General features: G+C 68.6%; 26 protein-coding genes. 11 read left to right on the top strand and 15 right to left on the bottom strand.

The window, feature by feature from the left end:
• Nucleotides 1-4: 4 nt before the first annotated feature.
• Nucleotides 5-511 carry a methylated-DNA--[protein]-cysteine S-methyltransferase gene (locus tag H1Q64_RS04575; RefSeq protein WP_237904561.1) on the top strand — a complete coding sequence of 169 codons (507 nt, stop codon included), beginning with the start codon at nucleotides 5-7 and terminating at the stop codon, nucleotides 509-511.
• Nucleotides 512-532: 21 nt separating this feature from the next.
• Complete coding sequence (locus tag H1Q64_RS04580) at nucleotides 533-1507, top strand: quinone oxidoreductase family protein (protein WP_237904562.1); 975 nt, start codon at nucleotides 533-535, stop codon at nucleotides 1505-1507.
• 41 nt (nucleotides 1508-1548) lie between these two features.
• On the opposite strand, the gene dnaQ is transcribed toward H1Q64_RS04580, so the two are convergent.
• From dnaQ to H1Q64_RS04605, 5 genes are read right to left on the bottom strand one after another with little or no spacing between them, the layout of a single operon-like run.
• Nucleotides 1549-2226, bottom strand: coding sequence for a DNA polymerase III subunit epsilon (dnaQ, locus tag H1Q64_RS04585; protein ID WP_149165402.1), 678 nt, complete (start codon nucleotides 2224-2226; stop codon nucleotides 1549-1551).
• Complete coding sequence (gene coaE / locus H1Q64_RS04590; RefSeq protein WP_237904563.1) at nucleotides 2219-2863, bottom strand: dephospho-CoA kinase; 645 nt, start codon at nucleotides 2861-2863, stop codon at nucleotides 2219-2221. Before coaE ends, dnaQ begins: the two co-directional genes overlap by 8 nt.
• Nucleotides 2864-2872: 9 nt before the next feature.
• Nucleotides 2873-3727 (bottom strand): shikimate dehydrogenase, encoded by an 855-nt coding sequence (locus tag H1Q64_RS04595; protein WP_237904564.1) that lies wholly within the window; start codon nucleotides 3725-3727, stop codon nucleotides 2873-2875.
• Nucleotides 3724-4332 (bottom strand): Maf family protein, encoded by a 609-nt coding sequence (locus tag H1Q64_RS04600; protein WP_237904565.1) that lies wholly within the window; start codon nucleotides 4330-4332, stop codon nucleotides 3724-3726. The genes H1Q64_RS04595 and H1Q64_RS04600 overlap by 4 nt, the downstream gene beginning before the upstream one ends.
• Nucleotides 4329-5177 (bottom strand): pyruvate, water dikinase regulatory protein, encoded by an 849-nt coding sequence (locus tag H1Q64_RS04605; RefSeq protein WP_237904566.1) that lies wholly within the window; start codon nucleotides 5175-5177, stop codon nucleotides 4329-4331. Before H1Q64_RS04605 ends, H1Q64_RS04600 begins: the two co-directional genes overlap by 4 nt.
• Before the next feature lie 448 nt (nucleotides 5178-5625).
• Between H1Q64_RS04605 and hemE the strand changes: the two genes are divergently transcribed.
• A complete protein-coding gene (gene hemE / locus H1Q64_RS04610; protein WP_237904910.1) occupies nucleotides 5626-6651 on the top strand; it encodes a uroporphyrinogen decarboxylase in 1026 nt (341 codons plus the stop codon).
• A gap of 49 nt (nucleotides 6652-6700) precedes the next feature.
• Nucleotides 6701-7129 (top strand): protoporphyrinogen oxidase HemJ, encoded by a 429-nt coding sequence (gene hemJ, locus H1Q64_RS04615; RefSeq protein WP_038530217.1) that lies wholly within the window; start codon nucleotides 6701-6703, stop codon nucleotides 7127-7129.
• Between the two features lie 16 nt (nucleotides 7130-7145).
• On the opposite strand, the gene H1Q64_RS04620 is transcribed toward hemJ, so the two are convergent.
• Nucleotides 7146-9905, bottom strand: a complete 2760-nt coding sequence (locus H1Q64_RS04620) for a cation-translocating P-type ATPase (protein ID WP_237904567.1) — start codon at nucleotides 9903-9905, stop codon at nucleotides 7146-7148.
• Between the two features lie 360 nt (nucleotides 9906-10265).
• On the opposite strand from H1Q64_RS04620, the gene rho reads away from it, so the two are divergent.
• On the top strand, nucleotides 10266-11522 hold the full coding sequence (gene rho, locus H1Q64_RS04625; RefSeq protein ID WP_014238917.1) for a transcription termination factor Rho: 1257 nt from the start codon (nucleotides 10266-10268) through the stop codon (nucleotides 11520-11522).
• 140 nt (nucleotides 11523-11662) lie between these two features.
• Here the strand turns inward: rho and secB are convergent, their stop codons facing one another.
• On the bottom strand, nucleotides 11663-12160 hold the full coding sequence (gene secB, locus H1Q64_RS04630) for a protein-export chaperone SecB (protein WP_035670309.1): 498 nt from the start codon (nucleotides 12158-12160) through the stop codon (nucleotides 11663-11665).
• Nucleotides 12161-12260: 100 nt separating this feature from the next.
• On the bottom strand, nucleotides 12261-12878 hold the full coding sequence (locus H1Q64_RS04635; RefSeq protein WP_237904568.1) for an FxsA family protein: 618 nt from the start codon (nucleotides 12876-12878) through the stop codon (nucleotides 12261-12263).
• 243 nt (nucleotides 12879-13121) lie between these two features.
• On the opposite strand from H1Q64_RS04635, the gene H1Q64_RS04640 reads away from it, so the two are divergent.
• The 3 genes from H1Q64_RS04640 (at nucleotide 13122) to H1Q64_RS04650 (ending at nucleotide 15963) form a co-directional block, all read left to right on the top strand.
• The gene (locus H1Q64_RS04640) at nucleotides 13122-13796 is read left to right on the top strand and encodes a Tim44/TimA family putative adaptor protein (RefSeq protein WP_237904569.1); all 675 of its coding nucleotides are present in this window, start codon (nucleotides 13122-13124) and stop codon (nucleotides 13794-13796) included.
• A gap of 13 nt (nucleotides 13797-13809) precedes the next feature.
• Entirely contained in the window at nucleotides 13810-15015 is a 1206-nt protein-coding gene (locus tag H1Q64_RS04645) for a murein transglycosylase A (protein WP_237904570.1), read from the top strand.
• Between the two features lie 105 nt (nucleotides 15016-15120).
• Entirely contained in the window at nucleotides 15121-15963 is an 843-nt protein-coding gene (locus H1Q64_RS04650; protein WP_237904571.1) for a DUF1206 domain-containing protein, read from the top strand.
• Between the two features lie 107 nt (nucleotides 15964-16070).
• Here the strand turns inward: H1Q64_RS04650 and H1Q64_RS04655 are convergent, their stop codons facing one another.
• From H1Q64_RS04655 to hisB, 7 genes are read right to left on the bottom strand one after another with little or no spacing between them, the layout of a single operon-like run.
• Entirely contained in the window at nucleotides 16071-16439 is a 369-nt protein-coding gene (locus tag H1Q64_RS04655; RefSeq protein WP_014238910.1) for a histidine triad nucleotide-binding protein, read from the bottom strand.
• 31 nt (nucleotides 16440-16470) lie between these two features.
• Nucleotides 16471-16827, bottom strand: coding sequence for a phosphoribosyl-ATP diphosphatase (locus H1Q64_RS04660; RefSeq protein WP_237904572.1), 357 nt, complete (start codon nucleotides 16825-16827; stop codon nucleotides 16471-16473).
• On the bottom strand, nucleotides 16820-17605 hold the full coding sequence (gene hisF, locus H1Q64_RS04665) for an imidazole glycerol phosphate synthase subunit HisF (protein WP_237904573.1): 786 nt from the start codon (nucleotides 17603-17605) through the stop codon (nucleotides 16820-16822). The genes H1Q64_RS04660 and hisF overlap by 8 nt, the downstream gene beginning before the upstream one ends.
• Complete coding sequence (gene hisA, locus H1Q64_RS04670) at nucleotides 17605-18354, bottom strand: 1-(5-phosphoribosyl)-5-[(5-phosphoribosylamino)methylideneamino]imidazole-4-carboxamide isomerase (RefSeq protein ID WP_237904574.1); 750 nt, start codon at nucleotides 18352-18354, stop codon at nucleotides 17605-17607. Before hisA ends, hisF begins: the two co-directional genes overlap by 1 nt.
• Nucleotides 18355-18368: 14 nt before the next feature.
• Nucleotides 18369-18911 carry a GNAT family N-acetyltransferase gene (locus tag H1Q64_RS04675; RefSeq protein ID WP_237904575.1) on the bottom strand — a complete coding sequence of 181 codons (543 nt, stop codon included), beginning with the start codon at nucleotides 18909-18911 and terminating at the stop codon, nucleotides 18369-18371.
• A gap of 2 nt (nucleotides 18912-18913) precedes the next feature.
• Complete coding sequence (gene hisH / locus H1Q64_RS04680; protein WP_237904576.1) at nucleotides 18914-19558, bottom strand: imidazole glycerol phosphate synthase subunit HisH; 645 nt, start codon at nucleotides 19556-19558, stop codon at nucleotides 18914-18916.
• A gap of 52 nt (nucleotides 19559-19610) precedes the next feature.
• A complete protein-coding gene (hisB, locus tag H1Q64_RS04685; RefSeq protein ID WP_237904577.1) occupies nucleotides 19611-20234 on the bottom strand; it encodes an imidazoleglycerol-phosphate dehydratase HisB in 624 nt (207 codons plus the stop codon).
• Between the two features lie 148 nt (nucleotides 20235-20382).
• Between hisB and H1Q64_RS04690 the strand changes: the two genes are divergently transcribed.
• The 3 genes from H1Q64_RS04690 to hslU all read left to right on the top strand — a co-directional run bounded on the left by H1Q64_RS04690 (nucleotide 20383) and on the right by hslU (nucleotide 23950).
• Entirely contained in the window at nucleotides 20383-21957 is a 1575-nt protein-coding gene (locus H1Q64_RS04690; protein ID WP_237904578.1) for a serine protease, read from the top strand.
• Between the two features lie 84 nt (nucleotides 21958-22041).
• Nucleotides 22042-22590: an ATP-dependent protease subunit HslV gene (hslV, locus tag H1Q64_RS04695; protein WP_094301402.1), complete on the top strand. Its 549-nt coding sequence runs from the start codon at nucleotides 22042-22044 to the stop codon at nucleotides 22588-22590.
• 22 nt (nucleotides 22591-22612) lie between these two features.
• Complete coding sequence (gene hslU, locus H1Q64_RS04700) at nucleotides 22613-23950, top strand: ATP-dependent protease ATPase subunit HslU (protein ID WP_145682872.1); 1338 nt, start codon at nucleotides 22613-22615, stop codon at nucleotides 23948-23950.
• Nucleotides 23951-23996 lie beyond the last annotated feature (46 nt).

Consider the following 23996-nt stretch of genomic DNA (forward strand, 5'->3'; position numbering starts at 1 on the left):
CCTCATGACGACGACGACCGGCAGCCTGACCGTCGACAGCCCGCTGGGCCTGCTGACCCTGACCAGCGCCGCCGGCGCCATCGTGGCGCTCGACTGGGGACGGCTGGGGGATGACCGGCCGGACCCCGTGCTGGAGGAGGCGGCGCGCCAGCTCCGCGACTATTTCGCCGGGACGCGGTTGGATTTCGACTTGCCGCTGTCCCCCCGCGGGACGGCCTTCCGGCAGAAGGTCTGGGCGGCGATGCAGGCCATTCCCTACGGCGGCGTCCTGACCTATGGCGACGTCGCGCGGCTGCTGGACACGGCACCGCGGGCCGTGGGCGGGGCCTGCGGGGCCAACCCGATCCCGGTGATCATCCCTTGTCATCGCATCGTCGGGGGCGGCGGGGCGCCCGGCGGCTATTCCGGCCTGGGCGGCCTGCAGACCAAGGACTGGCTGCTCCGCCACGAGCGGCGGTACCGGGTGACAGCGGACCAAGCCGGCGATACGCTGGAGCTTCAGCTTCTATAAAAAGGGAAGGGACCAACCACCATGGTTCACGCGATCCGCATCCACGACTACGGCGGACCCGAAGCGCTGCGCTGGGACGAGATCGAGGTGGGCGACCCCGGCCCCGGTCAAGTGCGCCTTCGCCAGACCGCCGTCGGGCTGAACTACATCGACACCTATCACCGCTCCGGCGCCTACAAGCTGCCGCAGCTTCCCGCCATCATCGGGACCGAGGGCACCGGCGTGGTCGAGGCCGTGGGTCCGGACGTGACGACGCTGAAGCCCGGCGACCGGGTGGGTTACGCGCCGCTGATCGGCGCCTACGCCGAATCCCGCCTCGCCCCCGCCGACCGGTTGATCCCGTTGCCGAGCTGGATCGAGGACCGGCAGGCCGCCGCCATGCTGCTCCAGGGCATGACCGCGCAGTTCCTCCTGCGCTCCACCTACGCGGTGCAGCCGGGCGACACCATCCTGGTCCAGGCTGCCGCGGGAGGCGTCGGCCAGATCCTCTGCCAATGGGCGAAGCATCTGGGCGCCACCGTGATCGGCACGGTCAGCAGCGACGAGAAGGCGGAGCTGGCCCGCGCAGCCGGCTGCGACCATCCCATCGTCTACACGCGCGAGAATTTCGTGAACCGCGTGAAGGACCTGACGGACGGGCAGGGCGTGCCGGTGGTCTATGACGGCGTCGGCAAGACGACCTTCATGGACAGCCTGGACTGCCTGCGTCCCCGCGGCTTCATGGTGCTGTTCGGCGCGGCGTCCGGCCCGGTCCCGCCGCTGGATCTCCAGGTCCTGGCAGCCAAGGGCTCGCTCTACGTCACGCGCCCGACCTTGTTCAGCTACGTCGCCAAGCGCGACGACCTGATGGCCAGCGCCGCCGACCTGTTCGAGGTGGTGCATACCGGCGGGGTGACCATCAACGTCGGCCAGACCTTCGCGCTGCGCGACGCGGCGGAAGCCCATCGGGCGCTTGAGTCCCGCGCGACGACCGGGTCGACGGTGCTGCTGCCGTAAGGTTCAAAACCCCCTCCCGCCCCGGGAGAGGGAATAACAACTCACTCGGCGGCCCAGAGCGGGTTCTTCAGCTTCTTGAGAAGCTCCGCATGGGCCGCCAGCTCCTCCTCGCTCGGAGCGTGGGCGCGCGGGGCGCGGTAGGGGCGGTCGATGCGGATCGCCGCGGGACCACCCGCCGCCGGGCCGGAGGCCAGCGCCAGACCGGCCTGACGCCCACCGCGCAGCTCCAGATACACTTCGGCCAGAAGCTGGGCGTCGAGCAGCGCGCCGTGGTAGGTGCGGCTGGAATTGTCGACGCCGAAGCGCTTGCAGAGCGCGTCCAGGGTGGCCGGCGCGCCGGGGAACTTCTGCCGCGCCATCAGCAGCGTGTCGATGGCCCGGTCCTTCGGCATCACCGGATAACCGGCGATCCGCATCTCCCAGTTCAGGAAGTGCATGTCGAAGGCCGCGTTGTGGATCACCAGCGGCGCGTCGCCGATGAAGGCCACGAACTCCGCCACCACGTCGTTGAACAGCGGCTTGTCCGACAGGAACTCCGTCGTCAGCCCGTGCACCGCCACGGCGTCCGGCGGCACGTCGCGCTCCGGATTGACGTAGCAGTGGAAGGTCTTGCCGGTGGCGACGTGGTTGTGCAGCTCGACACAGCCGATTTCGATCAGCCGGTGCCCTTCCTCGGGCTTGAAGCCGGTCGTTTCCGTATCGAGGACGATCTCACGCATGAACCACCTGTCCGGGCTGATATCCCCGCGGCGGCCATTGCCGTCCGCGGCGCCGCTTCACGTCGGCGAGGATGTTGCGCAGCGCCCGCCGGGTGGCCCGCCGTCCGTCGCCGGTGTTGACGACGTGGTCGGCGCGCCGCCGCTTCTCCGCGTCGGGCATCTGCCGGGCCAGAATAGCGGCGAACTTCTCCGCCGTCATGCCCGGCCGCGCCAGCACCCGTGACTTCTGCACCAGGAAGGGGGCGGTGACCACCACGCTGCGGTCCACCTTGCGTTCCCCGCCGGTCTCGAACAGCAGGGGGATGTCCAGCACCGCCACGCGGACGCGGCGGCGCGCCGCCTGTCTGAGGAAGCGCCGCTGAGCCGCCTGCACCGCCGGGTGGAGGATCGCCTCCAGCCGCTTCAGCGCCGCCGGGTTGCCGAAGACCGCGCCACCCAGCGCCCGCCGGTCCACCGCGCCATCCACCACGACACCGGGAAAGGCCGCCGCGATGGCCGGCACCGCCGCGCCGTGACGCCCCAGCAGGCCGTGCACCACGGCGTCGCTGTCGCAGACCGGCGCGCCCATACGCTTCAGCATACGCGCCGCCGTGCTCTTGCCCATGCCGATGGAGCCGGTCAGTCCCAAGACGATCATCGCGCGACCTCAGCCCTGGAGAACGGCGACCTTCAGCCCCTCGGTCACCTCCGGCTCTCGGCCGAACCAAGCGGCGAAGCCGGGACGGGCCTGGTGGAGCAGCATGCCGACGCCGTCCACCACGCGGTTGCCGCGGGCCTGCGCCGCGGTCAGCAACGTGGTCATCAGGGGCGTGTAGACGATGTCGGTGACGACGGCCGAACCGGGGAGGGCGCGCAGGTCGAGCTCCAGCGGCGGCTGTCCCGCCATGCCCTGGGTGGTCGTGTTCACGACCAGCGCCGCCCCTTCGAGAAGCGTTTCACGTGAAACCCAATCGGCGGTCTCGATGGCGCCGACCCCATCGCTGTTACCAATGTCGGCGGCCAGCTCGTCGGCCCGCGCCCTCGTGCGGTTGACCAGCCAGACACGCGGCGCGCCCTCGTCGAGGAGCGAGGCGACGACGGCCCGCGCCGCGCCACCGGCCCCGATGACCAATGCCGGCCCGTCCGCAGCTTTCCAGCCCGGTGCGCCGCTCTTCAGGTTCTCAATGAAGCCGAAGCCGTCGGTGTTGCGGCCCTCCAGCGTCCCGTCCTCGCCGACCACGATGGTGTTGACGGCGCCTATCCGTTTGGCGGTGTCGTCCAGCCGGTCGACCGTGCGGTAGGCGGCCTCCTTGTGTGGCACCGTCACGTTGCAGCCGCGAAAGCCCAGCGCAGGCAGGGCGCGGATGGCCTGCTCGATGCGGTCGGGCGGCACGGCCAGCGGCACGTAGGCGCCGTCGATGCCGTACTGTTCCAGCCAATAGCCGTGCAGCCGGGGCGAGCGCGAATGGCCGATCGGCCAGCCCATCACCCCGGCCAGCTTCGCCTTGCCGCTGATCGTCATTCCGCAATCACCCCATGCACCCGCAGGAACCCGAGCAGCGGCAGCAGCGGCAGCCCGAGGATCGTGAAGAAATCGCCGTCCACCCGGTGGAAGAGCTGCGCGCCCAACCCTTCGAGGTGATAGGCGCCGACCGACCCCTGCACGTCGTCGCCCGCCGCGTTCAGATAGGATTCCAGGAAGGCGTCGCTGAACGGGCGCATGGTCAGGCGGGCGCGGTCCACATGGTGCCACAGCCGCTCACCGTCGCGGATCACCACGGCGCAGCTCACCAGCCGGTGCGTCTTGCCGCGCAGGTCCTGCAGCTGGGCCCGAGCGGCGTCGCGGTCGGCCGGCTTGTCGAACCAGCGGCCCTCGCATTCCAGCATCTGGTCGGCGCCGATCACCAGCGCACCGAGGTGCTTGCGGGTGACGCGCTGCGCCTTCAGCTCGGCCAACGCCTCGGCCACATCCTCGACCGGCGCGCCCTCGGCACGGGCGGCCAGCTTGATCTCCTCCTCGTCCACCGCCGCCGGGGCGAGCGTGACGCGCACCCCGGCGCGCTCCAGCATCTCCGCCCGCGTGCGGGAGCCGGAGGCGAGGACGACGGTGGGAACCGCTCCGCTCACGTCGCCGGTCCTTCGGGCGGGATACCGGGCAGGCCGCCGCTCTGGCGGCGGGCGAGCAGCATCATGATCTCCGCCGCCGTCTCCTCGATGGAGCGGCGCGACACGTCGATCACCGGCCAGCCGCGCCGGGTGAACATGCGCCGCGCGTCGGTGACCTCGGCCCGCACCACCTCGGGATCGACGTAGGTCGAGGACTCGTTCTGGTTCAGCAGCTTCAACCGGTTGCGGCGGATCTGCACCAGCCGGTCCGGGTCCTTGGTCAGGCCGACGACCAGCGGCCGGGTCAGCTTCTCGATCTCCGGCGGCATCGGGCATCCCGGGACAATCGGAATGTTCGCCGCCTTGATGCCGCGGTTCGCCAGATAGATGCAGGTCGGCGTCTTCGACGTGCGGGACACGCCCATCAGGATCACGTCGGCCTCGTGCAGGTCCCAGCTCGACTGGCCGTCGTCGTGCGCCAGCGCGAAGTCCATCGCGTCCATGCGTCCGAAATACTCGGCGTCCAAGGCGTGCTGGCGGCCGGGCTGACGCTGCGATTCCACACCGAGAAATGCGGCCAGCGCGTTGATCAGCGGGTCGAGCACCGGGATGCAGGGGACCTGCACCTCACGGCAGAAGTCCTGGAGGCGACGGCGCAACTTCTCATCGACCAGCGTGAACATGACGAGGCCGCGATTTTCCTGGACGCCCTCCAGAACCATGTCGAGCTGACGCTCGGTCCGCACGAGATTCCAGAAATGCTCGACCGGGCGAACATCGTCGAACTGGATGACGCAAGCGCGGGCGACGCTGTTGATCGTCTCGCCGGTCGCGTCCGACACAAGATGCAGGTGGAACTGTCTCATCCGTCCCCAACGTGTTGTGGAGAACCCGTCCGAATCTGTGGACAACGGGGATCTCCTGGATTCTGTCCCTCCGGGCGGGACTCGTCGCCCCCGCTGGCGCCCCCTTCGGGACAATCCGCGCGCCCTCTCCGGAACATGGGTACAATGACTCGCGCGGACCATGTTATCCACGGGATTCCCAGGCTTCCCGGTATAGCATTTCCGCCGTTTCCGGCGAAAGCGTCCGGAGTCGTCCACAGAATCCAGATTTCGTCCACAGCGCGCCGTCCGGCCTGTGGACGATTCTGCGTAAAGCGGGGATTCCCGTTTTCCACAGGCACCCACCACCCCTTCTTCCTTTCTCTCTTTAAAAAGAATACTGAGTAGAGGGGAGACAACCCGCAGACCCGATTCACTCATAGGGGAACGATCCGCCGTGTCCGAGGCCGTGTCCAAGATTGCCAAGCCGATGCTCGCCGCCCTTGCCGGCGAGGTGCGCCAGCGCCCGCCCTTCTGGCTCATGCGCCAGGCCGGCCGTTACCTGCCGGAATATCGGGAATTGCGCGCCAAGGCCGGCAGCTTCCTGGACATGTGCTACAACCCCGATCACGCGGTCGAGGTGACCTTGCAGCCGCTGCGCCGCTACGACATGGACGCGGCGATTCTGTTCTCGGACATCCTGGTGGTGCCGCACGCCCTGGGCCAGCCACTAGCTTTCCTGGAGGGCGAGGGGCCGAAGCTCGACCCTGTGAGAAGCGTGGAAGACCTCGAGCGCTTGTCGCGCGACCGCTTCCACGAGCGGCTGGAGCCGGTCTACGAGACCGTCCGCCGCCTCTCCAGTGCGATTCCGGCGCACACCACGCTGATTGGCTTTGCCGGGGCGCCCTGGACGATCGCCTGCTACATGGTCGAGGGGGCGGGATCCAAGGAGTACGCGCACGTCAAGCGCTGGGCCTACGGCGATCCCGCCGGGTTCGGCGCGCTGATGGATCTGCTGGTCGAGGTGACCGCCGATTATCTGTGCACCCAGATCGAGGCCGGGGCCGAGGTCGTGCAGCTGTTCGACAGCTGGGCGGGCGTCCTGCCGGCGGGCGAATTCCGCTGCTGGGTGATCGAGCCGACACGGCGGATTGTGGACCGGATCAAGGCGCGCCACCCCGCGATTCCAGTCATCGGTTTCCCGCGCGGTGCGGGCCTCTCCTATGAGGAGTACGTCACGGGCAGTGGTGTGGATGCGGTCGGGCTCGACACCACCGTCCCGGTGGCTTGGGCGGCCGGGAATCTGCAATCCAGATTGCCGGTGCAGGGCAACCTCGACCCGATCATGCTCGCCGCCGGTGGCGAGGCCCTGCGCACCGCCGCGTCGGAGATTCTGGAGACGCTTGCCGGCAAGCCCTTCGTCTTCAACCTGGGCCACGGCGTGATCCAGACCACCCCGCCGGACCACGTCGCCGAGCTGGCCCGTCTGATCAAGGACTGGCCGAACCGCGGCTAAGCCCCGGCAGGTTCCAAGAAACGCGCAACAGGATGAGAAGGGGAGACCGGTGCTTTATCTCTGGGTCAAGGCTCTGCACGTCATCAGCATCATCGCCTGGATGGCCGGGCTTCTCTATCTACCGCGGCTGTTCGTCTATCATTGCGAGACGGCGCCGGGCTCCGAATCCTCGGAGCGGTTCAAGGTGATGGAGCGCCGCCTGCTGCGCGCCATCATGAATCCGGCGATGGGCGCCGCCTACCTGTTCGGAATCGCGATGATCGTGATGGAGCCGGCCTGGATGAAGCAGGGCTGGCTGCACGCCAAGCTGCTGTTCGTCCTGGCCCTGACCGGCACGCACATGATGATGGCGCGCTGGCGGAAGGACTTCGAGGCGGACCGCAACACCCGCCCGCAGCGTTTCTTCCGCATGTGGAACGAGGCGCCGACCCTGCTGATGATCGGCATCGTCATCTTCGTGATCGTAAAGCCGTTCTGATGGGAAGGGGCGGCGGTCAGCCCCGCCGCCCCATCACCCGGCGGGTGACCGCCTTCTCCGCCTCGACCGCCAGGAAGATCGCCAGACCGGCCGCCGTCATGGCCACCCACTGGGTCCAGTCCACCGCCGCCGTGCCGAACAGGCTCTGCAGGGGCGGGGCATAGGTGAAGGCGAGCTGGAAGACCAGCATCAGCCCGATGGAGATCCACACCGGGCGGCTGCCGAACAGCCCTCGCCGGTTCAGCACCGAGGCGGTGACCGCCCGGGCGTTCAGCAGGAAGAAGATCTCCCCCATCACCAACGCGTTGACGGCCATGGTGCGGGCGACCGGCGTCGGGTCGCCGTGGCCCTCGTGCAGCAGGAAGAATCCAAAGCTGGTGGCGACCAGGAGTGCCATCACCAGCACCATGCGCCCGATCAGGAAGCCGGGCAGGATCGGCTCGTCCTGCGGGCGGGGCGGGCGCTTCATCACCGCCGCTTCCGGCGGCTCGAAGGCCAGCGCCAAGCCCAGCGTCACCGCCGTGACCATGTTGACCCAGAGAATCTGTACGGGCGTGATCGGCAGCGTGTAGCCGGCCAGCACGGCGACCAGGATCACCAGCGCCTGGGCGCCGTTGGTCGGCAGCATGAACAGGATCGTCTTGCGCAGATTGTCGTAGACGGTCCGCCCTTCCTCCACGGCGTGGGCGATGGAGGCGAAGTTGTCGTCGGCCAGCACCATGCTGGCGGCCTCCTTCGCGGCCTCCGTGCCCTTGCAGCCCATGGCGACGCCGACGTCGGCGCGCTTCAGGGCGGGGGCGTCGTTCACCCCGTCCCCGGTCATGGCGACCGTGTGGCCGGCCGTCTGGAGCGCGCGGACGAGGCGCAACTTGTGCTCCGGCGTGGTGCGGGCGAAGACGTCGGTGTCGCGCGCCACGGCGACCAGCGCCGCGTCGTCCAGCCGGTCCAGTTCGGTCCCGGACACGGCGTCGCCCGACAGGTTGAATTGCCGCCCGATGGCCTGGGCGGTGCCGGCGTGGTCGCCGGTGATCATCTTGACGCGGATTCCCGCCGCCTGGCACTCGGCCACCGCCGCCACCGCCTCCTCGCGGGCCGGATCGATGAAGCCGCACAGGCCGAGCAGGATCAGCCCCTCCCGCACGTCGTCCATGTCGAGCACAGTCTGGCCGGGCAACGCGGGGCGGGCGGCGAGCGCCAGGACGCGCTGGCCACGCGCCGCCAAGTCCTCCACCTGCACCCGCCAGTGGGCGGCGTCGAGCGGCGCGCTGCCGCCGTCCGCAGCCCGTACGTGCGTACACATGGACAGCACGCGCTCTGGCGCGCCCTTAACGTACAGCAGCCCGTGCCCCTCATGGTCGTGGTGCAGAGTGGCCATGTACTTGTGTTCGGATTCGAAGGGGATGACGTCCGTACGCGGGCAGCGGGCGGCTTCCTCCCGCGCGTCCAGCCCGGCCTTCATGCCGAGCGCCAGCAGGGCGCCGTCGGTCGGGTCGCCGGCCACCGTCCAGCCGCCGCTGCCATCGCCGCCATCCTCGCCGCGCTGAAGCTCCGCGTCGTTGCACAGCAGGGCGGCGCGGGCCAGCTCGACCAGCACGGGATCGGCGGCGGGATCCAGGGCCTTGCCGTCGCGGCGGAACTCGCCTTCGGGGCGGTAGCCGGTGCCGGTCACCGCGCAGTCGCCCGCCGCGGTTACCACGGTCTGCACGACCAGCTCGTTGCGGGTCAGCGTGCCGGTCTTGTCGGAGCAGATGATCCCGACCGAGCCCAGCGTTTCCACCGCCGGCAGGCGGCGGATGATGGCGTTGCGCCGGGCCATGCGGGTGACCCCGATGGCCAGAGTGATCGTCATTACCGCCGGCAGCCCTTCCGGAATCGCCGCTACCGCGAGACCGACCGCGGCCATGACCATGTCCGGCCAGGGTTCCCCCTGCACCAGCGAGCCGTAGAGGAAGGTCAGCGCGGTCAGCGCCAGGATGCCGATGGTCAGCCAGCGCCCGAAGACCGCCATCTGGGCGAGCAGCGGCGTGGTCAGCTCCTCAACGCCCGCCAGGAGCGTGCCGATGCGGCCCAGCTCCGTCCGGTCCCCCGTGGCCACCACGACGCCCGTGGCCTGTCCCTGGGCCACCAGCGTGCCGGAATAGGCCATGCCGCCGCGCTCCGCCAGGGGAGCGTCCGCGGCCACCGCGTCGGCGCTCTTGGCGACCGGCACGGACTCCCCGGTCAGCGCTGCCTCCTGCACGCGCAGCCCCTTGACCCGGACCAGCCGCAGGTCCGCCGGCACCTTGTCGCCCGAGGCCAGCAGCACCCGGTCGCCGGGTACCAGATCCTCCGCCGGGACGGTGACCTGATGGCCGCCGCGCAAAACCACCGCCTGCGGCGACAGCATGCTGCGGATGGCGTCCAGCGCCTGCTCCGCCTTGCCTTCCTGGACGTAGCCGATGGCCGCGTTGATCAGCACCACGCCGGCGATCACCGCGGCGTCGACGAACTCGCCGAGCAGAACCGTGACGATTCCCGCGCTGATCAGCACATAGATCAGCAGATTGTCGAACTGCGCCAGGAAGCGCATCAGCGCCGACCGGCGGGGTGGTGGAGTCAGCCGGTTGGGGCCGTACCGCCGCCGGCGCTCCGCCGCCTCGTCGGGCGTCAGCCCGTCGTCGGGGCTGTCCAGCGCGGCCAAGGCCTGGTCCGGGGGCTGGGCGTGCCAGGGCAGGGGGTCGGTGGAGGTTTCGGGAGCAACGATGGTTCCGGGTCCGGAACGGTCATGCGGGCTCATGATGTCAACCAAACCGTTTCTGTCCTGAACGTTCAGGTCGTGCGCTGGTGGCCTGGATAACAGGGGATGCGGCATCGTGACCCGGACGAAGACGCGCAAGAATCCAGCCCGTTTCCAAGAATTCGCTTTCATTTGACTTGCAGACGGCGTTCCGCTAACCATCTTTCCCACCACGGGGCGGCAAGCCTCGCGGGCACCCATCCCACATCCGCCGTTCCGTCCCTCCCCAACGATCTGGGCGCGACGTCCGACAGGCATTCCCAGCCTTCAGCGCCGTTCGACGCTCAACCGACGCACCCTGCGCCGGCCCGGGACCTCTGGCACTCCCCCTCGCATGACCGATTCCCTTAAGGCACCCCCATGCATCTCCAAGAGCTGAAGTGCAAGAGCCCCGCCGAACTGCTGGCGTTCGCCGAGGAACTGCAGATCGAGAACGCCAGCACTCTGCGCAAGCAGGACATGATGTTCGCCATCCTCAAGCAGCTGGCGGAAAACGATGTCCCGATCTACGGCGACGGCGTGCTCGAGGTTCTTCAGGACGGCTTCGGGTTCCTGCGCTCGCCGGAGGCCAACTATCTTCCCGGCCCTGACGACATCTATGTCAGCCCCAGCCAGGTGCGCCGCTTCAGCCTGCGCACCGGCGACACGGTCGAAGGCCAGATCCGCGCGCCCAAGGATGGCGAGCGCTACTTCGCCCTTCTCAAGGTCAACACGATCAACTTCGATGCGCCGGACAAGGTCCGCCACCGCATCAACTTCGACAACCTGACCCCGCTCTATCCGGAAGAGCGGCTGCGCATGGAAGTCGACGACCCGACCAAGAAGAACTACACGGGCCGCATCATCGACCTCGTGGCGCCGCTGGGCAAGGGCCAGCGCGGGCTGATCGTCGCCCCGCCGCGCACGGGCAAGACCGTGATGCTGCAGAACATCGCCCATTCCATCGCAACCAACCACCCGGAAGCCTATCTGATCGTCCTGCTGATCGACGAGCGTCCGGAAGAGGTGACCGACATGGCCCGCTCCGTGCGGGGCGAGGTCATCAGCTCCACCTTCGACGAGCCGGCGACGCGCCACGTCCAGGTTGCCGAGATGGTCATCGAGAAGGCCAAGCGGCTGGTCGAGCACAAGCGCGACGTGGTCATCCTGCTGGACTCCATCACCCGTCTGGCCCGCGCCTACAACACCGTCGTTCCCTCCTCGGGCAAGGTGCTGACCGGCGGTGTCGACGCCAACGCGCTGCAGCGCCCGAAGCGCTTCTTCGGTGCGGCCCGCAACATCGAGGAGGGCGGTTCGCTGACCATCATCGCGACCGCGCTGATCGACACCGGCAGCCGCATGGACGAGGTGATCTTCGAAGAGTTCAAGGGCACCGGCAACTCCGAGATCGTGCTGGACCGCAAGCTCTCCGACAAGCGCACCTTCCCGGCCATCGACATCTCCAAGTCGGGCACCCGCAAGGAGGAGCTGCTGGTGGACAAGGGCACCATCTCCAAGATGTGGATCCTGCGCCGCATCCTGATGCCGATGGGTGTGACCGACGCGGTGGACTTCCTGGTCGACAAGCTGAAGCACACAAAGTCGAACTCGGAATTCTTCGAGTCCATGAATCAGTAATCGGTGGTTTCCTCTCCCCCATCCGGTCCAAGGGCGGGGGAGGGCACAAAAAAGGCGGGAGGCCCCAATGGAGCCTCCCGCCTTTTTGTTTGCCCGAAACCGATGGCCCGGATCAGAACGCTGCCGTCAGAATCGCCATATCAGAACGGCGACTGCGGCGCCTCTTCGGCCTGGGCCTGCTGGCCGGCGGTCTGGCGACGGTACAGGTCGACGAAGTCGATCGGGTTGATCATCAGCGGCGGGAAGCCGCCGTCCTGGGTGCAGCCGGCCACGATGGCGCGGGCGAACGGGAACAGCATCCGCGGCGCCTCGATCAGCAGCACCGGGCGGTGATGCTCCTGCGGCAGGCCCGGAAGCTGGAACAGGCCGCCGTAGGCGACCTCGACCAGGAAGGCGGTCGCCTCGGCCTGCTTGGCCTCGCAATGCAGCTTGAGCACGACCTCGTAGACGTCCTCGCCCATCGGCTGAACCTGCACGTCCACGCCGATGTTGACCTGCGGCTGCGGCTGGCCGGGCAGCAGGCTTTGCGGTGCGTTGGGGTTCTCGAAGGACAGGTCCTTCACATACTGCGCCAGCACATGCATCGGCAGCGACGAGGCGGCTTCCTGATCTTGACCGTTGATCTGCTGATCGGACATGGACAACTCCTGGCCGCGGGGCGGCATCACGATGGAAAGGTCTTCAAGACCCGCTGGCTAGCACGGAACCGCTGGCTCCACAAAGTGAAACCGGTGCGTTTCACCCGCGGTCGTTGCGGTAGGGCGAACCGGGCGGCGCCCAGCGGGAGTCCCCGAGCTTGGGCGTGTCGTCCGGCCCGTCGCGGTCCGCCGGACCGGCGTTTCCCGGACGGCCGCCATCGGGGTCGACCTCCTGGTAATCGACGTCGATCACACCCGGCGGCGGGCGGTCGGGCGGCCCGCCATGGGGGCCGTTCGGATTGCCGGCGTTCCAGCCTTGGCCACCCGCCTGACCGCCCATGCGGCCGTGCATCTGGAAGGAGGCCGCGCCTTTCATACGGTCGAACAGCCAGCGGCCCAGAGCGTTGCGGATCGGGCGCACGAACAGCAGGATTCCGACGATGTCCGTCAGGAAGCCGGGGATGATCAGCAGCAGGCCGGCGACGACGACGCAGAACCCCTCGAATACGGCGCCGACCGGGCTCTCGCCGCGCTCCGCCGCCTCCTGCGCGCGTTTGAGAACGGACAATCCCTGCCACCGGATCAGCACGGACCCGAGGATGGCGGACAGGATCACCAGCCCGACCGTCGGGCCGGCGCCAATCCAGTCGCCGACCTCGATGAAGGTGGCGATTTCCGCGATCGGCAGCAAAAGGAACAACAGCAACAGGGGATTCATGGCCGTCCTTGCTCTTTCAACCCCGAGGGCCTATCTACACCAGGGTACGTCACCCGATCTTTGGTTGGAAGAACAGCTCCGGCACGGGTCATCGGGTGGAATCCTCGGCGGAGAGGGCGAGCTGGGATCTGGTCCCGGCACCGTTCCGGTACACTTAATGCTCACCCGCCGGAGGGTCCAGTAGTGGATCAAGCGGGGCCGGTGATTTCGGGGCCGGCCTTCAGTCACCCGGAAGGATGGATGATGGGAGATGGGTTTGTGTTCGTCGAGATCCTGATCTTCGCGATGATCGCGGCGTTTCTCGTGTACCGGCTGCGCAGCGTGCTCGGCCGCCGCACCGGTGAGGAGCGTCAGCGGCCGAACCCCTTCACGGCCCGCCCCAACAACCAGCCCGACAACGTGGTGGCGATGCCCAACCGCGAGCGGCCCCTGCCGAACACCGCCCCGTCGCCCGACGAGCCGGTGTCGCTGGCCACGGCGCTGGAGCAGATCAAGGCCGCCGACCCCAGCTTCGACGAGAAGTATTTCCTGCAGGGCGCCCGCGGCGCCTTCCAGATGATCGTGGAGGCCTTCGCCAAGGGCGACACGGCCACCCTGCGCCCCCTGCTCTCGGACGAGGTCTACGACAACTTCGCCCGCGCGGTGCGCGAGCGCCAGTCGGCCGGCGAGACGCTGGAGACCCGCATCGAAACGATCACCGACGCCGATGTGGTGGAGGCCCGCATGGACGGCCGCACCGCGCTGGTCACCGTGAAGTTCGTGTCGGAGCAGATGAACGTCGTGCGCAACAGCGCCGGTGCCGTGGTGGACGGCGATCCCAACGCCGTGGTCGAGGCCGTGGACGTCTGGACCTTCGCCCGAAACACCCGCGCCGGCGACCCGAACTGGGCGCTCGTCGAAACCCGCACCCCTCAATGACCGATCGGTTCTGATGCTCTCTCATCCGGTTGTTCGTCTTAGCGCCGCGGCAGTCCTTGCCGCGGCGTTTCTCATTGGCTGCGAGCGGAAGGAGGAGGAGGCCAAGGCGCCGCCCCCTCCGCCGCCCGAAAAGCTGATCCTCACCCCCGTCGCCTTCACGGCGCTGCCCGGCTGGGGCGCCGACCGCGTGGCGGAGGCCGTCCCGGCCTTCCAGCGCTCCTGCGCGAAGGTCAGGGCGCTGGCCGCCGACCGTTCCATCGGCCCGGACGGGGTCGGCGGCAAGGCGGCGGACTGGCAGGACCCTTGCGCCGAGTTGGCCAAGCTGCCGGCCGGCGACGACGCGGCAGCGCGAGCCTATTTCGAGACGTGGTTCACCCCCTACGCCGCGGCCAACAATGCGGAGCGGCGCGGCCTCTTCACCGGCTATTACGAGGTTGAGCTGAAGGGCAGCCGGTCACCGGACCCGGCCTTTCCGGTGCCGCTCTACAAGCGTCCCGCCGATCTGGTGTTGGTCGACCTCGGCGAGTTCGCCGACCGCTGGAAGGGCGAGCGCATCGCCGGGCGCGTCACCGCCGGGCGGCTGAAGCCCTTCGAGGACCGCGCGGCCATCGAGGCCGGGGCGCTGAGCGGCAAGGGGCTGGAGCTGGTCTGGCTGCAGGACCCGATCGCCACCTTCTTCCTGCACATCCAGGGGTCGGGCCGCGTCAGCTTCCCCGACGGAACGGAGACGCGCGTCGGCTACGCCGCCCAGAACGGCCACAAATACGTCGCCATCGGGCGGGAGCTGATCGACCGCGGCGCCCTGAAGCGCGAGGAGGTGTCGCTCCAGACCATCCGCGCCTGGTTGCAGGCCAACCCCGGCGAGGCGGCGGCCCTGATGAACAAGAACCCCTCCTACGTCTTCTTCCAGGAGCTGAAGGGGGAGGGGCCGAACGGCGCCCAGAACGTCGCGCTGACGCCGGGGCGCAGCCTCGCCATTGATTCCAAGTTCCTGCCCTACGGCGTGCCGGTCTGGCTGGACGCCGAGGACCCGCTGGACGCCCGGACGCGGCTGCGCCGCCTGCTGATCGCCCAGGACACCGGTGGGGCCATCCGCGGTCCGGTCCGCGGCGACGTCTTCTGGGGCCACGGTCCGGAAGCGGAGGCGAAGGCCGGCGTGATGAAGAGCGCCGGGGAGTATTACGTCCTGCTGCCGAAAACCGTTGCCCCGGCGAGCTGACCGCCGCCTGTTTGCCCCCGCCGAGGAACCGAAGCGCAGCGGCTTCGGTTGTGTCAACCACCGCCGATGACGGCGGCTTTGGTTGACACACGGGGGGAGGGGGCCATGACCCCGCTGCAACGGCAAATCGACAGGCTCAACGAAATCGAAGGGCTGGCGCGGCTCGGCTACGCCGCGCGCGGCCTCGTCTATCTGATCGTCGGCTGGTTCGCCGTCACGGCGGCCTATGGCAGCAACCGGCCGACCGACACCAAGGGCGCGCTGGTCGAGCTGTTCCAGAATCCCTTCGGCTCGGTCCTGCTGGCGCTGACCGCGCTTGGTCTGGCCGGCTACGCGCTGTGGCGTGTCATGCAGGCGGTGCTGGACGTCGACCATGTTGGGACCTCGCCCAAGGGGCTGGTGGTCCGCGCCGGCTTCATCGTCGCCGGTGTGATCCACGCCGGTCTGGCGGTCTTCGCCATCAAGCTGCTGGCTGGGCGCGGCGGGAGCAGCGGCGATGGCGAGGCCGCGGCGCACGACTGGACGGCGTGGCTGCTCACAAAGCCGATGGGCCGCGTCCTGGTCGCCGCGGTCGGGGTCGCCATCATCGGCGCGGCCATCGCCCACGCCGTCAAGGCCTACAAGGCCAGCTTCCGTCGTGAGCTGGACGCCGATCCGAACACCATGAAAGTCATCTGTCCGATCGGCCGCTTCGGCTTCGCCGCCAAGGGGCTGGTCTTCGCGGTGGTCGGCAGCTTCTTCATGGTGGCGGCGTGGCAGTCGGACTCGTCGGAGTCCGGCGGACTGCTCAAGGCGCTGCAGTTCCTCCAGCAGCAGCCCTACGGCCCCTGGCTGCTCGGTGTGGTGGCCGCCGGGCTGTTTGCCTTCGGTGTCTTCAGCGTCGTCCAGGCCGTCTACTGCCGCATCGACGGCGAAGCGGCGGAACGGCAGATCCGCGCCATGGTGTGAACACGGACCAAAAGAAAATGGGCGCCGAGGGTTTCCCCGGCGCCCTTCCGTTTCAGGCCGATGTTTCAAGCCAATGTTTCACGTGGATCGTCGTGCCCCTTGGGTGATCACCCCTTGGTGATCATCGGACCGAGGCGGCGGCCGGCGAAGACGTGGATGTGCAGGTGCGGAACCTCCTGGTTCGCGTCCTCGCCGCAGTTGGAGAGGATGCGGTAACCGGGCTCGGCGGCGCCGGCGCCGCGCGCCACCTCGCCGACCGCGCGGAACAGGCCGGCGATCTCCGCCTCTGTCGCGCGGGCGCTGAAGTCGTCCATGTCGACGTAGGCGCCCTTCGGGATCACCAGGATGTGCGTCGGGGCCTGCGGGTTGATGTCGTGGAAGGCCAGCGCGTGCTCGGTCTCCAGGACCTTCTTGCACGGGATTTCGCCGCGCAGGATGCGGGCGAAGACGTTGTTCGGATCGTAGGTCTTGGCCATCGCGTCGTTTCCCCTTCCGCCTTTTATCGATTTAAGCCTTGCGCGCCTTCTTCTCGGCGATGCCGCTGGTGCCCTCGCGCTGGGCCAGCTTCTCCCACACCGCGGCGGGCTCCAGCCCGGCGTCGGCCCACAGCACCATCAGGTGATAGAGCAGGTCCGCCGATTCCGAGGCCATCGCTGCCTTGTCGCCGCGCACCGCCTCGATGACCGTCTCCACCGCCTCCTCGCCGACCTTCTGGGCGATCTTGGCGGTGCCGCGGTGGAACAGCTTGGCGGTGTAGGAGGTCTCCGGATCGGCGCCCTTGCGCGCCTGGACGGTGGCGTAGAGCCGGTCCAGAACCTCGGCGGTGGCGGCCGCTTTGTCGTCAGATATCTTGTCTTCAGACATGAGCGGCCTCCGTCCTGCGCGCCGGACGCACCGGGATGCCGGCCTCGGCGAGCGCCGCCTTGGCCTGCCCGATGGTGTAGGTGCCGAAATGGAAGATGGAGGCCGCCAGAACCGCAGTGGCGTGGCCCTCGCGGATGCCCTCCACCAGATGGTCCAGCGTGCCGACGCCGCCCGACGCGATGACCGGGATGCGCAGGCCGTCCGCCACCTTGCGGGTCAGGGCGAGGTCGAAGCCGCTCTTGGTGCCGTCGCGATCCATTGAGGTCAGCAGGATCTCGCCGGCGCCGTAGGACTCCATGCGCTTGGCCCACTCGATGGCGTCGATGCCCGTGGCCTTGCGCCCTCCGTGGGTGAAGATCTCCCAGCGGCCGGGCTCGACCTGCTTGGCGTCGATTGCGACGACGATGCACTGGGCGCCGAACTTCTCCGCCGCCTCCTGCACGAACTCCGGACGGTGGATGGCTGCGGTGTTGATCGACACCTTGTCGGCGCCGGCCAGCAGCAGCTTGCGGATGTCCTCGACCGTGCGCACGCCGCCGCCGACGGTCAGCGGCATGAACACCTGCTCGGCGGTGCGGCGCACCACGTCGTAGATGGTGTCGCGGTTCTCGTGGCTGGCCGTGATGTCGAGGAAGGTCAGCTCGTCCGCCCCCTCCCGGTCATAGACGCGGGCCTGCTCCACGGGGTCGCCGGCATCGATCAGATCGACGAAGTTGACCCCCTTGACGACCCGCCCGTCCTTGACGTCCAGGCAGGGGATGACGCGCATCTTGAGCATCAGCCGACCTTTCCGGTGACGGGAGCGGGGGAGAGCAGGTCGAGCGCCGTCTTCGGATCGATGCGCCCGTCGTAGAGCGCGCGGCCGCAGATGACGCCCTGGATGCCGGTGTCCTCCTCCTTCTTCAGCGCGATCAAATCGTCGATGGAGGAGACGCCGCCCGACGCGATCACCGGGGTGGTCAGGTGGAAGGCGAGGTCGGAAGTCGCCTCGACGTTCACGCCGCCCATGGCGCCGTCGCGGTTGATGTCGGTGTAGATGATGGCGGCGACACCGCTGTCCTCGAACTTCAGCGCCAGATCGAGCGCCTTGATGGTCGAGGTCTCGGCCCAGCCAGCGACGGCCACGTAACCCTCGCGCGCGTCGATGCCCACGGCGACCTTGCCGGGGAACTCCTTGCAGGCTTCACGGACCAGCTCCGGCTCGCGCAGGGCGACGGTGCCCAGGATGACGCGGCTGACGCCCTTCTCCAGCCACATGGCGATGGTCTTGAGGTCGCGGATGCCGCCGCCCAGCTGCACCGGGATGGTCACGGCGCCCAGGATGCTCTCGACCGCCTTGCCGTTGACCGGCTTGCCCTCGAAGGCACCGTTCAGATCGACCAGATGCAGCCATTCGAAGCCCTGGCTTTCGAACAGGCGGGCCTGGTCGGCGGGTTCGGTGTTGAAGACGGTCGCCTGGCTCATCTCGCCGCGCAGCAGCCGAACGCAGGCACCGTCTTTGAGGTCGATGGCGGGATAGATGATCATCGCGGTGTTTCGTCCTATGGCGTGTCGTGGAGCGTGTCGGGGGTGAGGTCTTTCACATAGAAATGTCCGGCCAGCCTGTTGCCGTCCACCAGCGCATAGAAGGGATGCGTGCCCCAGCGTTTGAAGCCCAGATCCTCGTACAGCGCGATGGCCGCGCTCTGGGTCTCGCGCACGTCGAGATTCAGCACGCGGAAGCCGGACGCCCGCGCCTCCTCCTCAACCGCCACGGTCAGGCGGCGGGCGAGGCCATGGCCGCGCGCCCAGGGGGCGACGAAGCTGGTGGTCAGGGTGGCGGCGTGGGCCTGCGCCTCGTTGTTGCGGGCCGGCTTGACGAGCTGGGCGGAGCCGGCGATGACGCCGTCCAGACGGCCGACGAACAGGATGCGCTCCGGCACCACCAGAACGCCCTTCCAGTAGCGTTCCATGATCTCGCGGGGGGGCGGCGCCACCCAGCCGAAGCCGCCGCCGGCCTTGACGGCGTCGTCGGCGGCGTCGCACAGGTCGTGCAGGTCGCCGGTCTTCAGCGTGTCGATGCGTTCGACCGTGACGTCGGTCATCGTCAGACCCGCCAGGTCAGGAAGTTGGCGACCAGGGCAAGCCCGGTCTCCTGGCTCTTTTCCGGGTGGAACTGGGTGCCGACCAGATTGTCGCGCCCGACCACCGCGGCGAAGGGGCCCCCGTAATCGGCGCTGGCGATCACGTCCTCCGACCGTTCCACGGCGAAGCGGTAGGAGTGGACGAAATAGGCGTGCGCCCGCTCCGGCAGGCCGGCCAGAATCGGGTGCTCCCGGCGGATGTCCAGCTCGTTCCAGCCCATGTGCGGGATCTTCAGCGTCGGGTCGGCGGGCTCCAGCTTCACCACCTCGCCCTTGATCCAGCCCAGCCCTTCGGTTACGCCGTATTCGCGCCCGCGTTCCGCCATCAGCTGCATGCCGACGCAGATGCCCAGGAAGGGGCGGCCCTTGCCGTGCACCACCTCGTCCAGCGCGTCGAGCATGCCGAGGACCTCCGACAGGCCGCGCTTGCAGTCGGCGAAGGCGCCGACGCCGGGCAGGACGACGCGGTCGGCCTTGCGCACGGCGTCGGCGTCGGAGGTCACCAGGACCTGGAAGGAGGCATGGGACTCCGCCGCCGCGCGCTCCAGAGCCTTGGCGGCGGAACGCAGGTTGCCGGAGCCGTAATCGATCAGCGCAACGGTTTCCATGAAACGAGGACCTTCAAGAGAGACCCGGCCTTGTCGGAGCCGCCGGTTTTTTTCAGAGGGAGCCGCCCAGCGTCCCCTTGGTCGAGGGCACGGCGTCGCGCTTGCGCGGGTCGATCTCGATCCCGGCCCGCAGCGCGCGGGCAAGCGCCTTGTAGCAGCTTTCCACGATGTGGTGGTTGTTCTCGCCATAGAGGCATTCGACGTGCAGCGTCACGCCCGCGGCCATGGCGAAGGCCTGGAACCATTCGCGGAACAGCTCGGTGTCCATGTCGCCGATCTTGTCGCGGCTGAAGGACACCTTCCAGATCAGGTAGGGCCGGTTGGAGAAGTCCAGCGCGACACGGGTCAGCGTTTCGTCCATCGGGATGTAGGCGTGGCCGTAGCGCTGGATGCCCTTGCGGTCGCCCAGCGCCTTCGCCACCGCCATGCCGATGGCGATGCCGCTGTCCTCGGTCGTGTGGTGGGCGTCGATGTGCAGGTCGCCCTCTGCCACCAGCGACAGGTCCATCAGGCTGTGGCGCGACAGCTGTTCCAGCATGTGGTCGAGGAAGCCGACGCCGGTCTTCACGTCATAGACGCCGGTGCCGTCCAGATTCACGGCGACCCGGATCCGGGTTTCGGTGGTGTTCCGCTCGATCGAGGCGCGGCGGACGCCATTGGCAAGGCTCTGGTCCATGAGTCCGGGTTTTATCAGGAAGCGCGCGGGCGCGCCAGAGGCGCAGCCCCCGAAAACGCCTATGACCGTCGGTCGAGATGCCGCATAATGCGTGTGTGTGCATGGTTGTGTGCACGCTCAACGCGCATAATGGGATATGCCACCGGACATGCCGACGCCCGGACGCGTTTTTCTGTCCCTCGCCGCCCTGCTGGCGCTGGCCGCCTGCATGGGCGGGGACCTGCCGCAGACCCGCAAGGCGCCGCCTGTCGCCCGCGGTTCGACGGAGCCGGTTCGCTTCGACGGCCTGTCGCTCGGCTCGATGCGGCGGGGCATGGTGACGGGGCGTTACGTCTGGGCGCTGGAGTGCTGGCCGCCATATGAGGACGTCCATTGGACCAGCGGGCGCAGCCTGCATGAGAACTCCACCTTCCAGGAGCGGTTTGCGGAGGTTCTGGCCGACGCCGGCTACGACGTCGCGGGTGCCCCGGGCAGCGATTACGAGGCGGAGTTCGACCGCAAGCGCGCCCGCTACATTCTGCGCGGCGACCTGCGCGCGGTGAACAGCGACCTGTGCCGCCGCCGGAGCTGGCTGACCGGCCGCAGCGAGGGGGTGTCGGGAATCGGCAGCCTGCGGGTCAACTGGGCGGTTTACGACGCCGTGACGGGGCGGCTCGTCCACCGCGTCACCACCACGGGGGTGGCCCGCAAGGACAGCGGCGTGCCGCAGGGCGACGTTTTGCTGATCGAGGAGGCCTTCGCCACGGCGGTGGAGGCGCTGGGCGCCGACCCTGGCTTCCGCACCGCGGTGTCGCGGGGCGGGGCGATAGCGTCAAGTGGCCCGCCCATAGTGTCAAGTGGCTGGGGAGGAGTGTCAACCGCCCCTTCGGAAGCGTCAAGTGCGGCTCCGGTAGTGTCAAGTGGGGTTGCAGGAGTGTCAAGTGCCGCTCCGCATGTGTCAACTGGGCCGGCCATGGTGTCAACCGCGATGGTCGATCCCGGAGGCGCATCGGCCGGATCGGCTCCTTTTCTGGAGGAAACCCGTCCTTCGACCCTGATTCTGCGCATCGCCGACCCACTCCAGGGCTACGCCGATGATCCCGCCGCCCGCGTGTCCGCCGCGACCGTTCACGTCGGACCGGCGGAGCGCAAGGGCAGGGGGATCGTGCTGGGAGAGCTGGACGGCCAGTCGCTTCTGCTGACGCTCGACGCCGGCCTGGACGCCACCGTCACCGTCGCGCCGTCGCGCGGGGTGTCGATGGACGGAACGGTGATGGCGCGCGACGTTTCGGGCGGAATCGCCCTGGTCCGGGTGCCGGCGCGGCTGCGCGCGGCCCCGCTGCGTCTGGACACCCCGGCGGTCAGCGAGCCGGTGACGGCGGTCCTGGAGCGGGGCGCCGACGCCGCGGCGGGAATCCTGGCGGCCCGGCGCGCCGATCCGCAGGCGGCGCCGGGGGTGGAGGCCACACTGTTGCAGGCCGACCTGAGCGGGCCGGACCCGGCGCCGGGCGACCCGCTGGTGGACGAGGCGGGCAATTTTCTGGGCGTGGCCCGTCCGGGTCCGCCGCCGGGTGGGGTGCACGGCCTGTCCGCCTTCGTTCCGGTGATGGAAGCGCTGGCCCGCCTGGGGGTGGAGGTGACCCAGGCCGCTCCCCGGTCAATTCCGTCCCATGGTCCAATTCCGCCCCGTGGGATAGCGGTCCGCGACGGCAGACTTGACGGGACCCGCCGTCCCCCCACATAGACCCGTGTTCCGATGTGCCTATGTCGGCCGGCGTTACGCCGGGCCGTTCGGGCACGGGCGTTTCTTTCTTTGAACACGGTCCCGATGACTTCCCACGATCCCATCCAGTGGCACGGCACCACCATCCTCTCGGTCCGCAAGAACGGGCAGGTGGTCATTGCCGGCGACGGCCAAGTGTCCGTCGGCCAGACGGTCATGAAATCGAACGCCCGCAAGGTGCGCTGGCTCGCCGGCGGCACGGTGATGGGCGGCTTCGCCGGCGCCACCGCCGACGCGCTGACCCTGTTCGAGCGGCTGGAGACCAAGCTGGAGAAGCACCCTGGCCAGCTGCTGCGCGCCTGCGTGGAGATGGCCAAGGACTGGCGTACCGACCGCTACCTGCGCCGGCTGGAGGCCATGATGGCCGTGGCCGACCGCAACGTCAGCCTGATCCTGACCGGCAACGGCGACGTGCTGGAGCCGGAGGACGGCCTCATCGGCATCGGCTCCGGCGGGGCCTATGCCCTGTCGGCGGCGCGCGCGCTGGTCGACATTGATGGTCTGGACGCGGAGGCCGTGGCCCGCAAGGCGATGAAGATCGCCGCCGGCATCTGCGTCTACACCAACGAGAACGTCACGCTCGAAAAGCTCTAACCCTCAGACCGGGTCCCCAGCCATGTCCGCCCCCAGCATCGCCGCCGCCACCGCCGCCTTCAGCCCGCGCGAGATCGTTTCCGAACTCGACCGCTACATCGTCGGCCAGCACGAGGCCAAGCGCGCGGTCGCCATCGCGCTGCGCAACCGCTGGCGCCGCCAGCAGCTCCCCGAGGGGCTGCGCGAGGAGGTTCTGCCCAAGAACATCCTGATGATCGGCCCGACCGGCGTCGGCAAGACGGAGATCGCCCGCCGTCTGGCGAAGCTGGCTCAGGCGCCCTTCCTGAAGGTCGAGGCGACCAAGTTCACCGAGGTCGGCTATGTCGGCCGCGACGTCGAGCAGATCGTCCGCGATCTGGTGGAGGCCGCCATCGGCCTGACCAAGGAGCGGCTGCGCAAGGAGGTCGCCGCCAAGGCCGAGCTGCGCGCCGAGGAGCGCGTGGTCGACGCGCTGTGCGGCGAGAACGCCAGCCCGGAGACGCGGCAGAAGTTCCGCAAGATGCTGCGCGAGGGCACGCTGAACGACCGCGAGATCGAAATCCAGGTGGCCGACACCGCCGGCGGCCTGCCGACCTTCGACATCCCCGGCATGCCGGGCGCCCAGATGGGCATGCTCAACCTGAACGACATCTTCGGCAAGGCGCTGGGCGGGCGCACCAAGTCCCGGCGGATGTCCGTCGCCGAGAGCTACACCGTTCTGATGGCGGAAGAGTCGGACAAGCTGCTGGATCAGGAAAAGGTCGTTTCGGAAGCGATCCAGGCGGTCGAGCAGAACGGCATCGTCTTCCTCGACGAGATCGACAAGATCTCCGCCCGCTCCGACTATAAGGGCGGCGCCGACGTCAGCCGCGAGGGCGTGCAGCGCGACCTGCTGCCGCTGATCGAGGGCACGACGGTCAGCACCAAGCATGGCGCGGTGAAGACCGACCACATCCTGTTCATCGCGTCGGGCGCCTTCCACCTGTCCAAGCCGTCGGACCTGCTGCCGGAGCTGCAGGGCCGCCTGCCGATCCGCGTCGAGCTGAAGGCGCTGGAGCAGGAGGATTTCCGCCGCATCCTGACCGAGCCGGAAGCCAGCCTGATCAAGCAGTACAAGGCCCTGCTGAAGACCGAGGAGGTCGATCTCGTCTTCACCGACGACGCCATCGACGAGCTGGCCCGCCTCGCCACCGAGATCAACGCGACGGTGGAGAACATCGGGGCGCGGCGCCTGCACACCGTCCTGGAACGGCTGCTGGAGGACATCAGCTTCACCGCCAGCGACAAGGCCGGCCAGACCGTCACCATCGACGCGGAGACCGTCCGCGCCCAGGTGGGCGGCCTCGCCAAGAACGCCGACCTGTCGAAGTTCATTCTGTAAGACGCGTCGCGGCTATTGCATTTGAGATCCCCTCTCCCCTCCGGGG

This window comes from Azospirillum brasilense (assembly GCF_022023855.1).
Taxonomy (GTDB): domain Bacteria; phylum Pseudomonadota; class Alphaproteobacteria; order Azospirillales; family Azospirillaceae; genus Azospirillum; species Azospirillum brasilense_F.

Bases quoted from the DNA above. Each gene is read 5' to 3' on its own strand.
- H1Q64_RS04575 (WP_237904561.1), top strand. From the start codon at position 5: ATGACGACGACGACCGGCAGCCTGACCGTCGACAGCCCGCTGGGCCTG.
- hslU (WP_145682872.1), top strand. From the start codon at position 22,613: ATGTCCGCCCCCAGCATCGCCGCCGCCACCGCCGCCTTCAGCCCGCGC.
- secB (WP_035670309.1), bottom strand. From the start codon at position 12,160: ATGTCCGATCAGCAGATCAACGGTCAAGATCAGGAAGCCGCCTCGTCG.
- H1Q64_RS04580 (WP_237904562.1), top strand. From the start codon at position 533: ATGGTTCACGCGATCCGCATCCACGACTACGGCGGACCCGAAGCGCTG.
- H1Q64_RS04675 (WP_237904575.1), bottom strand. From the start codon at position 18,911: ATGACCGACGTCACGGTCGAACGCATCGACACGCTGAAGACCGGCGAC.
- coaE (WP_237904563.1), bottom strand. From the start codon at position 2,863: ATGATCGTCTTGGGACTGACCGGCTCCATCGGCATGGGCAAGAGCACG.
- H1Q64_RS04690 (WP_237904578.1), top strand. From the start codon at position 20,383: ATGCCGACGCCCGGACGCGTTTTTCTGTCCCTCGCCGCCCTGCTGGCG.
- hslV (WP_094301402.1), top strand. From the start codon at position 22,042: ATGACTTCCCACGATCCCATCCAGTGGCACGGCACCACCATCCTCTCG.
- hisA (WP_237904574.1), bottom strand. From the start codon at position 18,354: ATGATCATCTATCCCGCCATCGACCTCAAAGACGGTGCCTGCGTTCGG.
- H1Q64_RS04620 (WP_237904567.1), bottom strand. From the start codon at position 9,905: ATGAGCCCGCATGACCGTTCCGGACCCGGAACCATCGTTGCTCCCGAA.
- H1Q64_RS04650 (WP_237904571.1), top strand. From the start codon at position 15,121: ATGACCCCGCTGCAACGGCAAATCGACAGGCTCAACGAAATCGAAGGG.
- hisH (WP_237904576.1), bottom strand. From the start codon at position 19,558: ATGGAAACCGTTGCGCTGATCGATTACGGCTCCGGCAACCTGCGTTCC.
- hisB (WP_237904577.1), bottom strand. From the start codon at position 20,234: ATGGACCAGAGCCTTGCCAATGGCGTCCGCCGCGCCTCGATCGAGCGG.
- H1Q64_RS04605 (WP_237904566.1), bottom strand. From the start codon at position 5,177: ATGAGACAGTTCCACCTGCATCTTGTGTCGGACGCGACCGGCGAGACG.
- hisF (WP_237904573.1), bottom strand. From the start codon at position 17,605: ATGCTCAAGATGCGCGTCATCCCCTGCCTGGACGTCAAGGACGGGCGG.
- H1Q64_RS04660 (WP_237904572.1), bottom strand. From the start codon at position 16,827: ATGTCTGAAGACAAGATATCTGACGACAAAGCGGCCGCCACCGCCGAG.
- H1Q64_RS04645 (WP_237904570.1), top strand. From the start codon at position 13,810: ATGCTCTCTCATCCGGTTGTTCGTCTTAGCGCCGCGGCAGTCCTTGCC.
- rho (WP_014238917.1), top strand. From the start codon at position 10,266: ATGCATCTCCAAGAGCTGAAGTGCAAGAGCCCCGCCGAACTGCTGGCG.
- dnaQ (WP_149165402.1), bottom strand. From the start codon at position 2,226: ATGCGTGAGATCGTCCTCGATACGGAAACGACCGGCTTCAAGCCCGAG.
- H1Q64_RS04640 (WP_237904569.1), top strand. From the start codon at position 13,122: ATGGGAGATGGGTTTGTGTTCGTCGAGATCCTGATCTTCGCGATGATC.
- H1Q64_RS04635 (WP_237904568.1), bottom strand. From the start codon at position 12,878: ATGAATCCCCTGTTGCTGTTGTTCCTTTTGCTGCCGATCGCGGAAATC.
- H1Q64_RS04595 (WP_237904564.1), bottom strand. From the start codon at position 3,727: ATGACGATCAGCGGCAAGGCGAAGCTGGCCGGGGTGATGGGCTGGCCG.
- H1Q64_RS04655 (WP_014238910.1), bottom strand. From the start codon at position 16,439: ATGGCCAAGACCTACGATCCGAACAACGTCTTCGCCCGCATCCTGCGC.
- hemE (WP_237904910.1), top strand. From the start codon at position 5,626: ATGCTCGCCGCCCTTGCCGGCGAGGTGCGCCAGCGCCCGCCCTTCTGG.